Consider the following 12032-nt stretch of genomic DNA (forward strand, 5'->3'; position numbering starts at 1 on the left):
GCGATTTCCTCGTAACAGGCGACTACCCATCGGTGGCCGACTTCTGCCCGATGTCGCCGACTCAAGTCGACCCTTTGCTGCCATTGCGGGAACAATGATCGAACGTCCGCTTTCGACTACTCACGCGTCGTCCGATCACGGCTTCCCAATTGACCCGACGTAAATAGGACCCGTTGGATTGCGCCTGCCTTCACCGCGCGCAGGAAATTACGTCAAGCGCTCGTCTTCAGCATCCTCGAAGTCAACTGCGAGGCCAACAGCCTCCCACGCCTTCGCATCGTCGCAAAGTTCGCGGCTTCGCTGCCGTGCGTAATTTATTGCAGCTTTGCCCAAAAACAACCTGAAAGGACTTCCCGCGTCCTCGACTGCCTGCACGATGGCGCGTGCGGCCTGTTCCGGGTCACCGGGCTGGTTGCCAAAGCTTTCCAGCAAGCTGCGTCGCATTGCTCCGACGGTCTCCGCATAATCGTCGTTCTGGATCGGAGCGAGAGCAAAATGCTCAGCATCGCTTGTGCTTCTCACTCGCAGGCCACTTGGCGCGACCACTGTGACCCGGATACCAAGCGGGGCGACCTCCTTCTGCAATGCTTCGGTCAACCCGAACACTGCCCATTTCGTCGCGTTGTAATAACCTACGCCAGGGAAGGCCACTATTCCGCCAGCCGAAGCGACATTAACGATATGCCCGCTTCGTCGCTTGCGCATACCGGGCAGGACGGCCTTAACGACGGAACAAAGTCCAAATACGTTAACGTCAAACATGTGCCTTACTGCAGCGTCATTCGATTCTTCCATCGCCGAAAAGTATCCTATGCCGGCGTTGTTCACCAGCACATCGACTTGACCGAAGTGGGACGTGACTTCCCGGACAGCCGTATCGACACTCATCGCGTCGGTTATATCCAGTGCGTAGGCAGCAACGCGCTCACGTCCCCCGACGAGATTTTCGACGCTGCGGATATTGCGGGCCGTCACCGCGACTCTGTAACCGGCATCGATAGTTTGTGTGGCCAGAGCTCTTCCCAGGCCCGTGGAGCACCCGGTAATCAACCACACCTTTTCACGCGTTGTCGCGTTCGACATCGTTCGTTTCTCCTCTTGGGTAGTTACGGACGCCGCAGTATACGAATACTCGTCGTTCGGGACTGATACGATCGCTTCCGGCGACCTGGCGGCCGTTCCCTACCGACCGGCGTTGACCGAACCTGAACGGACGGCCATCCCTCCCATGAGGATCGTCATGCCAATGGTCACCCTTCGCCCACTCCCTCGGCGAGCAGGGCGCCGGCAGCGGCGCGCCGTACTTTTTCAGTGCCGATCGAAGCAGTAGTGGAACCGCCGCCGCGCCTTCGACCAGCACGGGTGGCGATTTGTATCGATCTTGTTAAAGGTCGGTCTTGTTGGCGCCGTGGCGGCCTTTGTCAGTCTTTTCATAGAACTTCTGAAGCAAACCGGGAACGGTCGGGTTGTTGGCCATCAGGGTGTAGGCTGCGATAGCTTCCTTGTACAACTGATCATCAAGATTGCGGCCTATGAGGTCGAGGATCACCTGTTTAGCGCTGCGAACTGCGGCCTGATCGTTGCGTAAGATGGTGCGAGCGGTTTGCTTCGCCGCCTCCATCAGTTGATCGTGAGGCACCACCTTTGAGACCAAGTTAATCTGAAGAGCCCTTTGCGCATCGATGGGTTCTGCGGTGAGGGCCATTTCCATGGCCACGCTCACGCCGCAGTGGTTTACCAGGCGGACAAGGCCCCCGTCGCCATGGTGGAAACCGCGGCGGGCTTCGAACGAGCCGAACTTTGCCTGGTCAGAGGCGATCCGGATGTCAGCCGACATTGCCAGCTCGAAGCCACCGGCCAACGCCCAACCGTTCACGGCCGCAATAACGGGCTTCTTGAACCGGTGCTTGCCACGGGTGAGACCGCCTAGTCCAAGCGCGACCCAGTCCGCGATCATCTGTGGCGTGGCACCGACATACTGGGTAACGTGGGTTTTGAGGTCCATGCCCCCACAAAAGGAATCACCGGTTCCGGTCAGGATGACGACATCGACGCTGTCGTCGACTGCAATACGATCCCAAGCTGCGTTAAGTTCATCATGGACTTCCTTGCTGATGGCGTTCTTGGCCTCAGGCCGGTTCAAACGAACGTATGCGATGCGCTCTTCGGAATGGTATTCGACAACTGACATAATAGGCCTCCAAAGCCTCTGCTTAGATTGAACGACGTGACGGACTTAGCCTTTCCTCCTATCGTTTGAATGCCAAAAACTGCTCGCTCAATAAGACTAAGGCAACGACAATCATGGCCGCCCCAGAAAAATTGGCTGACCATGTGAGCGACCTTTGGGCGGGTGCGCAAGACGATCCTGGCACCAACGCCGACAAGCGAATAGACGACGGCACAGTTGAGAATCTGCACGAGGCCCATTGCGCCGATTTGCGCAGAGATCGACCATGCACCGTCGCGGCAGGTGAATTGCGGCAACATTGCTAGAAACAGCAGAAGCGCCTTTGGGTTCGCACCACTAATAGCGAACCCTCGGATGGCCCACCCCAATGTGGTGCTTGAGGCGTGCCCATCGGCGACGGTTGGAACCGAGGGGCGCGCAACGATGTTGCCGCCAAGCCATAGCAGATATCCCGCACCAACGAAGGTCAGCACGGTGAGGAGTGCTGGGACACTCGCAACGAGAGCGCCGATCCCCACCGCGACCGCCAGCGTGATCGTCAGATAACCGGACAGCATGCCCGCGACCGCAGGCGCAATCGCCCTGTCGTGCATCCCGGCCGAGATCGCATAGGCCCAATCCGGACCCGGGACTATCACCAACGAAAGCGAGACGGCCCAAAAAACCATCAATACACTGAACGCCACAGCGGCCCTTCCCGATGAATGAGCCTGATTGCCCCACGAGAGAATAATACGGCGTTGCTCAGGCAAGGTGCTCGCTATTCCTTGCACGAAAGTGATCATCTGAGCTAGCATCTTCCACATGGATGAAACTGACCTAAAAATTCTTGCCGAACTGCAGCGTGATGGACGACTAACCGTCACGGAATTGGGTGATCGCATAGGGTTGAGCCTTTCCCCCTGTCATCGGCGCGTTCGGGCATTGGAGCAAGCAGGCGTAATCAGCGGTTATCGCGCCGACATCGACCCTGCGACCGTCGGCTTGAACTTTTCGGCGATTGTGTTTGTGACGCTGCGTGAAGGTAACAGCAAAAGTGTGAAGTCCTTTGAGTCCGCCCTGCCGGACATCCCGGAGATCATTCGGGCGGAGCGCCTTTTCGGCGACCCTGATTACATGCTGCACGTTGTTACTCATGATCTGCGTTCGTTCCAAATGCTTTACGACCGGAGCCTGTCGGCTTTGCCTGGCGTACTGAGGTTGACCTCCACTCTCGTGATGAAAAGCATTCTCCAGAACCGGCCACTCCCGCTATGAATGCCTACAGCAAGCTCGCTTCGCTCTGACACCGCATCCCTCTTTGTCGCCGCAGCATCTTTCAAGCCTTTGCCAAACGCTCCGATTGGGACATGATTTCATCTGTCGCACGAGGCAGCACGCCAAGGCTAGCTACTGAACCGGGCACGTTGCACGATGGCGGCAGCCTGAGACTTCCTGACAGCCGCTCCCATCGACCCGAACATCACTCCCCGATTTCCCGGCGGGCAGCTCAGGCGCGTCGCCATGAATACATCGACTACCTCGCTGGCCGAGTGGCGCAGCAGTTCCGCGCCCTGCACCGCACGTGCGATAGCTTCGGTAGCCGCGCGCGCAAGAAATTCGTCCTCCAGCATGCGATCCAGCAGAGGCCACATCGAGTCGACGAAGCTGTCGAAACCGGCGTGCTGACCGCGAACATCCTGAAGTTCGGCAATGAGTGCCTCCCGGCAGCCTGAGTTTTTCAGCATCGTTCGGCGCACGTCCATGCACATCATGTTGGCCGTGCCCTCCCAGACGCTGTTCAAGGGCGCTTCACGATAGAGTCGCGCCATCGGGTTTTCTTCGATGAAGCCGTTGCCCCCGTGGCATTGAAGCGCCTCGTACGCGACTGCTGGTGCCCGCGAACAATTGAAGAACTTCGCCATCGGCGTCGCGACGCGAGCGAACGACTTCTGCTGTTCGTCTGTAGCGATATGATCGGTAGCCCTGGCAACGCGAAGGGCGAGGTGGGTTGCGGCTTCGACTTCGACTGCCATGTCGGCAAGAACGTTGATCATCATCGGGCGGTCGGCGAGTCGCGAGCCGAAGCCGTCGCGCGTGCCGGCATGATTGAGCGCCAACCCGAGTGCTTGCCGCATGAGACCGGCCGAACCTACCGCAAAGTCCAATCGGGTCAGGTGTGCATGGGAAAGGACTTCACGTATGCCACCGCCCTCGGCGCCCACGCGGATCGCCAATGTGCCGCTGAATTCGACTTCGCTCGACGCGTTCGACCTGTTACCGCACTTGTCCTTCAGCCGCTGCAGGAAGAACCGGTTATAGGTGCCGTCAGGCAACGTCCGTGGCAGAAAGAAACAGGTCACTTCGTTCGCGACTTTTGCCAGTGTGAAGAATCCGTCGGATTGAGGCACCGAGCAAAACCACTTGTGACCCGTGAGTTCGTACCAGTGCGCGATCTCGCCGTGGTAGCCCGCGCAATGCGAGTACACGGCAGACGTCTGCGTTTCTCGCAGGTCGGATCCCCCCTGCTTCTCGGTCATTGCGTAGCCGACGACGACTGAAGATTTGCGCGCCACTTCGCGCCGGCTGAATTCGTAGACCGTTCCGCAGGCCTTTTCCGCCCAGATTTTCAACGCAGGCTCCGCCATGAAGCCTGCGTACGACGCGTAGGCCATGCCGGTCGGACAGGCCGTACCCTGCTCAACCTGATTCCACAGATATGAGAGTACCGCGCGAGCGAAATGAGGCTGCTGTTCCTTTGTAGTCCAGGCGAGAGACGGAACTTCGTGACGCCACGCAAGTGACATCAGTTCATGCCAGGCGGGATGAAACTCGACCCAGTCAATTCGATTGCCGTATCGGTCGTGCGTCCTGAGTTCCGGCACGTGACGGTTGGCAAGCCGCGCTATCTCCTGAACAGCCTCATCGCCCGCAAGCTTGCCAAGCGCCGCGCATCGTGCAGCCGCCCAGGGCGCTTCGCGTGCGACGGCCGTCCTCAGAACCACGTCGCCGTCGAACGCGTTAAAGCAGGTGGCCGGCGCTGCCTGGTTCGTCACAACGTGGGTGGAATAGCGTCCGACTGCGCCGCAAACAGCCCCGAGCGGTCGATCGGTGCGAGGTGCGTTCATACGTGCCTCCTAGTCAGGGTAATGCGTCTCGTCGAACAACGATTCCCCCTTGATCCACCTCTGCTGCATCAGGCGTTCGATCTCGGAGATGACCGCCGGATCTTCGATGGTTGCCGGTATTGGAGCGGGCTTGCCATCGACTATATAAAGCAATGACCGTCTGAGAATTTTTCCTGAGCGGGTTTTGGGCAAACGTCCTACGACGAAGGCAAGTCGCAACGCAATGACTGCACCGAGCTGCTCGCGCACAGTCTGCACGACCTGCGTTTCGACTTCCAGAGGAGCGACATCGCTGCGGTCCTTCAGTACCACAAAGACCACGGGGACCTGGCCTTTGAGTGGGTCCGACATGCCGACAACTGCACACTCGGCTACCGGTGCAAGCCGCGCGACGATTTCTTCGATGGCGCCAGTCGAGAAGCGGTGCCCGGCTACGTTGATGACATCGTCCGTGCGTCCCATCACGTGGAGAAAACCGTTGACGTCGATATATCCGGCGTCTCCGGTGTCATACCAGCCCGGAAAGCGCTGGAAATATGAACTCTCGTAGCGCGCGTGTGCATTCCAGATGGTAGTCATGGCGCCCGGTGGCAACGGTAGGGCGCATACGATATTGCCGGTGATTCCGTTTTGAACTTCGTTACCCTGATCGTCGACACAACGCACGTCCCATCCAGGCATTGCGCGACCCGCCGATCCCCGACATCTCTCGCTTACCGCTCGGTCCTCCGCCGTCGATGCGGCGATAGGCCACCCCGCTTCGGTCTGCCACCAGTTATCCAGCACCGGCACGCCAAGCAGATTCTCTGCCCAATTCATCGTCGAGGTATCGCAGCGCTCGCCCGCAACAAAGACCGTTCGCAAACTCTTTATGTCGTGATGCCAGATCCGGCTTCCGAGGATGGGCTCATAGAGGAGCAAGCCTGCCGGATCCTCCTTCCTGATTGCGCGTAACGCGGTTGGTGCCGCGAACAGGACGTTCACCCGGTGTTGCTCAATGACGCGCCAGAAGGAAGCAGAATCGGGTGTGCCGACTGGCTTGCCCTCGTACAACACCGTAGTACATCCGTTGAGCAGCGGTCCATATGCGATGAAAGAATGGCCGAGGACCCACCCAATGTCCGCAGCTGCCCAGAACACGTCCCCGGGCGGGCAGCGATAGATGTTGTTCATCGACCATAGAAGCGCCGTCATATACCCACCCGTATCCCGCACGATGCCTTTTGGCTCACCAGTTGTACCCGATGTGTGAAGGATATAGAGCGGGTGGGACGAAGGAACCGGGACAGGGCTGACGGGATGCGACTCGCGCATCGCACGGTCCCATTCAACGTCCCCAGGTACCAGCGTTATAGATGCGCCTTCGCGCCGATAAACAATGGCTGGTCCGGTCCACATCGAGAGCTGGATCGCCTCGTCTACCGTCTCCTTGTAGTCAATGCGCCGGCTGCCTTCGAACCCGTTCGACGCCGTTACGATTGCCTTGGGTAAGGTATCCATAATGCGGGTTGCAAGCTCTTTCGCGGCAAATCCGCCGAAGACCACGCAATGCGTTGCGCCAATCCGTGCGCAAGCCAGCATCGCAATGATCGCTTGCGGAATGACGGGCATATAGATAACGACAACATCACCGAATCCCACTCCGTTCCTTTGCAGTACGCCTGCGAATCTGGCAACCTGGTCGGTAAGGATAGCGAAGGTCATAGTCTGTGCGACGGCCCCCGTTACCGGACTCTCAAAGGCGATGGCAACCTGCTCGCCGCGACCACTCTCAACATGCCGGTCGAGGCAGTTATAGCTCGCGTTGGTGATAGCGCCATCGAACCAGGCGAAGCGTCGACCCGGGCGCTCTGCGAGCACGTTGTCCCATTTCTCCATCCAGTTCACATGCCGCGCCGCAATCGCCCAAAAGACTGCAGGGCTGGACTTCCACTCGTCACGTACTTCGGTGTAGTTCATGGCGTTTCCTCAACAGTTGACTCGTTCTAACGAGCACGCTTTAAAACGTTCCAGCTCTTTTTGACGGCAATTCGGGGAGGTTGACTATGGCAGCTGCACCAGGCATCGTGCATCCCTGAGAGCAGCATTTGCCGGGCAAGGTATTTCGTGTGATTGCGCGATCTGGATCATCGGTCAGCCCGCGGTTCAGGAGGCGTTCCACAAGCTGCACTTTCGAGCCGACAGGGTAGTTGCGGTAGATCTCACGCTTCATCGCTTCAGGCGAGCCGCCCCCATGGAGGCTGATTACCGAATACCAGCCGCCCTGATAGGAGGCCGTCAGATCCTCGATGAATCGTGCCGTCTCGATCCTCTTGTCATATGGGATGTTGGCGTTCGCGCGCAGGACATCCTGCAACGTCGCCTGCGTTTGCGGGTTGTGGTCTTCGTCGGGGCCGGGTAACGCAACGATGAGACCACCCGAGACGTAGTGCGCGATCCTGTGCATGTCGTAAATCTGTGTCGCAAGCAAAAGCTTGCCGATGTTGGCGAATACAGGGTCGGGGACAAAGCTGTTCGCAGCCTTGTCCAGCGTTGCATAAACGGACGCCGCCACACCGCACGCGTAAAAACCTTCCGTAATCTTGATCAGTTCAACCATCTGATCGCGCAGGTGGTGTTCTTCCGCAGGGTCGAAACCGTTCGCTTCGCACATTAGGGCCCCGGCTCCGATCAGCAGGTCACCGAAGCCGGCCCGGGCACCAATACAACTATGCCGGTGATGCGTCGCGTAGTTGTAGGTCATGTGGCCGCTGTGCTCCCAATCGCCAGCGTAGAACACGCGGTCCCACGGAACGAATACGTCCTGGAACACAACCACACCCGTTGATTGGCCATATTTGTTTGAGAACAGCGCTGCTTTCTCCCCAGGCCTGCCGGCAGGGCGAGCGATGATCGTGACACCGTCAGCATCGACTGGAACTGCGCAGCAGATGGCAAAATCGGCTTCTTCCCGGCTCATGTTGCGACATGGCATGACCAGGAACTCATGCATGTACGGCGCACCGGTGACAATGGCTTTCGTACCCGAGATACTAATGCCCTTGCTGTCGCGATGTGTGATGTGAACATAGGCGTCGGGGTTACGCTGCTGATGCGGCCTCTTGCTTCGATCGCCCTTCGCGTCCGTCATCGCGACACCTAGCGTGAGATCGCGGTCCTGCACGTCGTGCAGATACGCGGTAAAACGATCGAGATGCTCCGTTTTACCCTTTGCGTCGTCGAGCCGGGCCGATACCTGATGAATCGCGTTGAGCGCATCGTGCGTCAGATAGCGTTGTGCGCACCCGGTTTCCTGACAGACAAGACGCACGGCTTTGAGCTTGTTGAGGAGGTCGCCGCTGCTGGTGTTGATGTGCAGAAAGCGGTTGACGACCCTGCCGCTGCTGCCTTGCGTGGCGGTCATGATCGGCGCGTACTCCGCACGCAGCGCGTAGTCATACGTCAAGCCAACAGCATTGACGCCCGGCCGGAATGCAGGCTCATCGGCAACCGATATGACGCGTTGGCCGTCGACGAATATCTTCGGACGGTACTGCCGAAGCGACTCCTTGTAGTCGCCTGAGGACATCAGCATGTGTGGTCTCCCGGAAGTGGGATGAACGGGGAGCGTCGGCATTCGCCAGAAGCCGGCACTAACGAAAATGACGCGCAAGCGCAGAGCCGGTCCCGGTCACAGTGGGTGCCGGGTGAGCGAATCACCTGGGTGCTCTGCGAGACACTCGTCTCATCTAGAAAACACCCCCATTTGAGGCCTATTCCGGCACGGCGGACCTTAATTGCTTGCAGAAAACGATCACGAAAACTTTGACGAGAGTGATGTCTGATCGGTATGAATCGACCGCGCGGGACGGGAGGAGAAAATCTGTTTGGAAGACGCGTGGCGAAGTCACTCAGATTGCTGGATCATCGTCGCTTTTTCGTTCAACCTTCAGCCCCGAGGCGCCCGCGCATTTCGGCGAGATGCCGAAGCGCTGCCTGAATACGCGACTGAAATGTGCATGACTTGAGAAGCCACATCGATAGGCGACTTCCTTGATGTGCATCCGCCGTTCGGGGCGCTTTGTCAAAAGCTCCACGGCCAGGTCCAGACGCTGACACAAAACATAGTGCATGAGCGAATGACCATCGGCGCGAAATAGCCGGTGAAGATGTGCCCCCGAGGTGCCAACGGCAGATGCGACGAGGCTAACGCTCAGTTCGGCGTTGCCGATGTTCTGAGATATAAACCGTTTCGCGTCAATCAGCGTCGCACGGCTGCTGCGCCGGGCGAAATGTGCGGGTGGTTCGTCGATGAGCATGCTTAAGATATCCAGTAGATGTTCACCCTGTCGCCGCCGCAACTCGTGACTGGTAGAACCTCTCTGCTGAGCTAGCAAGACGATGGTTGCGCTAATTGCGCGTACGTCAGGCGCCGTTATGTCCGGGCTGACCAGTCCAAGCCGTCGTTTGTGAAAACCGCGGTTCGCCAGAAGCTTGCGCGGAGCTCTAAGCAAAACTGCCTGCGAGCGCCGATTGAAATGCTGACTGTGCGGTGTGTCCAGATCGATCAACAGCATCTTTCCCGCGTCGACGTGATGGACCCCGCCATTCGCTTTCACGGTCATGTCGCCTGATGCGATGACGGAAAGATATAGATATCGCTCGGTGCAATCCGAGTCCGGCTTCACCGACAGGTTGGCGACTTCGAGCAGCACCATATCGATCGACCCGAGGTTGTATCTCTCGACGATCTCGCCTGCGAAGGATTCATCGGATTCGAACTCGACGAGCACCCAGTCGACCCGCAATGAGCCTTGACGGCGATGACCGCTGGAGCCTGCATCCGCACGAGTATTGCTCACTTTAGACGACTCAGTTTCCGCGTGCTTCCGGAGAACAGGGAAAAGTCGTTCCATCGACAGGCAACACTAAGTGCTAGCGCCACGTATCGGCAATGAAAACGAGACGACCCCAAAGCCATCAACCCATCGATGGCACAGCTGCAAATCCCGATCGAAATGAGCATCGATGCTCAGGGAAATAATAAGATGTTACTCACGCAAGGTGTTGCCTATTTCTTGCCCATAAACGATTCTGCGAGCTGATATCTTGCTTATGGATGGGTGGCTAATCATAAAATCTTGCCAACCAACTGAAATAGCGACGATTACTCGTCACATAGCGTTGGCGCACGAATCTTCGCCGAAGTCCTCATAACAATCGCTTGATGGTCTGAGGGCAACAACAGTGTGACCGATTCCGTTGACGCATCGTCGCTAAACATCCAATCCCGGATGATCAGGGAACTCGATGATGGGTTCCATCCGCTCGAGCGTGATGTGCTCGAATGCCGAGATCGCGTCCCCGGACCCGATCCGGCTGCCCAGCAAATGATCCACCAGTTCCATTGCATCGTCGGCTTCTCCCTGGTCCGAATCGCTCTGGCGTCCACCGACAATTGCCCTCTCAAGCAGCGGCCACTCAAAGAACTATTGACGGGCATATTGGCTTCGCTGCGTTGGCAATAACGCTGAAAACTTCCAGGGGTGAATCAGGTACCCCGATGAGCTTCCAGATGTCTCCGAAAGCTCAAGAATCGGACACTCAACATGCCTGTTCGAATGTCTCAAACTGGCCGAATCCAGAACTTTCTGTAGCCGGACATACTCCTCCAGAGAGCCAGATGCATGAACTGCCCTTCGAGAAGTTCCTTTGACGCTGATTGCAGTGTCGTAACAGCTCGCTGACAATGATGCAGGCATGCTATACGCAGATGTCTCAAAGCGCGGATCACACTGCGGCCCACAGGTTGGGCCTGCGGTCGTCAACCGACACATCGCGACTGCGGCGCCGTTCACGATGGCGCCCGCTCCATGGATCGGCCGGCAAACTCCACCTGCGCAATGCGTTGCCGGAGGCCGCCACAAACGCTCCCCGATGCCTCATTGATGCAGAATCGGCGCTAAGGCCACAACGACACGACCTGAATACGATGGACGATCCAGAATCGCTTTCCATGGCACTGCCCGACGGCACTAAGGTCTCTGCGCTCCTCCGGGTGCCGGAGGGCGCGCGAGCCCTGTATGTCTTCGCGCACGGTGCCGGGGCGGGCATGCAGCACGCCGGCATGTCGTCATTGGCCGACGCGCTTGCGGCGGTCAATGTCGCCACATTGCGCTACCAGTTTCCGTACATGGAGCGGGGCTCCAGGCGGGTGGACTCGCCGGCCGTGGCACATGCTGCCGTGCAGGCAGCCGTCGCAGAGGCCCGCCGGCGGCTGCCAGCCCTGCCGCTCTTCGCCGGCGGCAGGTCGTACGGCGGCCGCATGACGTCCCAGGCCCAAGCCATCTCCCCACTCGACGGCGTGCGTGGCCTCGCTTTCGTCGCGTTCCCGTTGCACCCGGCGGGCGCGCCCGGCGTGGAGCGGGCACGGCACCTGGCGGACGTCACGGTGCCGATTCTCTTCCTGCAGGGCACGCGCGACAAGCTGGCGGAGTTTCACCTGCTGAGGTCGGTCGTCGAGACGCTGGGGCCACGCGCCACGCTGCATGTGGTGGACGACGCAGATCATTCGTTACACGTGCGCGCGTCCTCCGGCCGGACCGACGCGGAGGTCGTGCTCGAACTGGCTCGGACGATGGCGGCGTGGTTCTTCGCCGAAGGAGAGTTCGTGCCCGTGACCTGAGCAAGCGCAGGAATGCAGGAGTGCTTGTAGCAGAGTCGGGACGGCGAGCCGGCGAATTCGCCGTGCTGCA

10 protein-coding genes are annotated in these 12032 nt (G+C 58.7%); 2 read left to right on the forward strand and 8 right to left on the reverse strand.

Annotated features, from left to right (window positions below; genetic code table 11):
- Positions 1-207 precede the first annotated feature (207 nt).
- The 3 genes from HV675_RS09805 to HV675_RS09815 form a co-directional block, all read right to left on the reverse strand.
- A complete protein-coding gene (locus tag HV675_RS09805; protein WP_175110701.1) occupies positions 208-1083 on the reverse strand; it encodes an oxidoreductase in 876 nt (291 codons plus the stop codon).
- Between the two features lie 301 nt (positions 1084-1384).
- Entirely contained in the window at positions 1385-2191 is an 807-nt protein-coding gene (locus tag HV675_RS09810; protein WP_175110702.1) for an enoyl-CoA hydratase/isomerase family protein, read from the reverse strand.
- Entirely contained in the window at positions 2140-2976 is an 837-nt protein-coding gene (locus tag HV675_RS09815; protein ID WP_246270166.1) for a LysE family translocator, read from the reverse strand. Before HV675_RS09815 ends, HV675_RS09810 begins: the two co-directional genes overlap by 52 nt.
- Positions 2977-2995: 19 nt before the next feature.
- Here HV675_RS09815 and HV675_RS09820 point away from each other — a divergent pair, with 19 nt between their 5' ends.
- Positions 2996-3448, forward strand: a complete 453-nt coding sequence (locus HV675_RS09820; RefSeq protein ID WP_175110703.1) for an Lrp/AsnC family transcriptional regulator — start codon at positions 2996-2998, stop codon at positions 3446-3448.
- 128 nt (positions 3449-3576) lie between these two features.
- On the opposite strand, the gene HV675_RS09825 is transcribed toward HV675_RS09820, so the two are convergent.
- The 5 genes from HV675_RS09825 to HV675_RS32745 form a co-directional block, all read right to left on the reverse strand.
- Positions 3577-5298 carry an acyl-CoA dehydrogenase family protein gene (locus HV675_RS09825; RefSeq protein WP_175110704.1) on the reverse strand — a complete coding sequence of 574 codons (1722 nt, stop codon included), beginning with the start codon at positions 5296-5298 and terminating at the stop codon, positions 3577-3579.
- A 9-nt stretch (positions 5299-5307) separates the two neighbouring features.
- Positions 5308-7257: an AMP-binding protein gene (locus tag HV675_RS09830; protein ID WP_175110705.1), complete on the reverse strand. Its 1950-nt coding sequence runs from the start codon at positions 7255-7257 to the stop codon at positions 5308-5310.
- A 40-nt stretch (positions 7258-7297) separates the two neighbouring features.
- Positions 7298-8872: a 4-hydroxyphenylacetate 3-hydroxylase family protein gene (locus HV675_RS09835; protein ID WP_175110706.1), complete on the reverse strand. Its 1575-nt coding sequence runs from the start codon at positions 8870-8872 to the stop codon at positions 7298-7300.
- Between the two features lie 316 nt (positions 8873-9188).
- Positions 9189-10139 carry a helix-turn-helix domain-containing protein gene (locus HV675_RS09840; RefSeq protein WP_175110707.1) on the reverse strand — a complete coding sequence of 317 codons (951 nt, stop codon included), beginning with the start codon at positions 10137-10139 and terminating at the stop codon, positions 9189-9191.
- A 414-nt stretch (positions 10140-10553) separates the two neighbouring features.
- Positions 10554-10685, reverse strand: a complete 132-nt coding sequence (locus HV675_RS32745) for a hypothetical protein (RefSeq protein WP_281364012.1) — start codon at positions 10683-10685, stop codon at positions 10554-10556.
- Positions 10686-11269: 584 nt separating this feature from the next.
- Here HV675_RS32745 and HV675_RS09845 point away from each other — a divergent pair.
- Positions 11270-11962 carry an alpha/beta hydrolase family protein gene (locus HV675_RS09845; protein WP_175110708.1) on the forward strand — a complete coding sequence of 231 codons (693 nt, stop codon included), beginning with the start codon at positions 11270-11272 and terminating at the stop codon, positions 11960-11962.
- Positions 11963-12032 lie beyond the last annotated feature (70 nt).

The sequence above is a fragment of the Paraburkholderia solisilvae genome, assembly GCF_902859875.1.
GTDB classification, from domain to species: domain Bacteria; phylum Pseudomonadota; class Gammaproteobacteria; order Burkholderiales; family Burkholderiaceae; genus Paraburkholderia; species Paraburkholderia solisilvae.

Coding starts and splice junctions, on each gene's coding strand:
- HV675_RS32745 (WP_281364012.1), bottom strand. CDS start 10,685: ATGGAACTGGTGGATCATTTGCTGGGCAGCCGGATCGGGTCCGGGGAC.
- HV675_RS09820 (WP_175110703.1), top strand. CDS start 2,996: ATGGATGAAACTGACCTAAAAATTCTTGCCGAACTGCAGCGTGATGGA.
- HV675_RS09805 (WP_175110701.1), bottom strand. CDS start 1,083: ATGTCGAACGCGACAACGCGTGAAAAGGTGTGGTTGATTACCGGGTGC.
- HV675_RS09845 (WP_175110708.1), top strand. CDS start 11,270: ATGGACGATCCAGAATCGCTTTCCATGGCACTGCCCGACGGCACTAAG.
- HV675_RS09815 (WP_246270166.1), bottom strand. CDS start 2,976: ATGATCACTTTCGTGCAAGGAATAGCGAGCACCTTGCCTGAGCAACGC.
- HV675_RS09835 (WP_175110706.1), bottom strand. CDS start 8,872: ATGCTGATGTCCTCAGGCGACTACAAGGAGTCGCTTCGGCAGTACCGT.
- HV675_RS09830 (WP_175110705.1), bottom strand. CDS start 7,257: ATGAACTACACCGAAGTACGTGACGAGTGGAAGTCCAGCCCTGCAGTC.
- HV675_RS09810 (WP_175110702.1), bottom strand. CDS start 2,191: ATGTCAGTTGTCGAATACCATTCCGAAGAGCGCATCGCATACGTTCGT.
- HV675_RS09825 (WP_175110704.1), bottom strand. CDS start 5,298: ATGAACGCACCTCGCACCGATCGACCGCTCGGGGCTGTTTGCGGCGCA.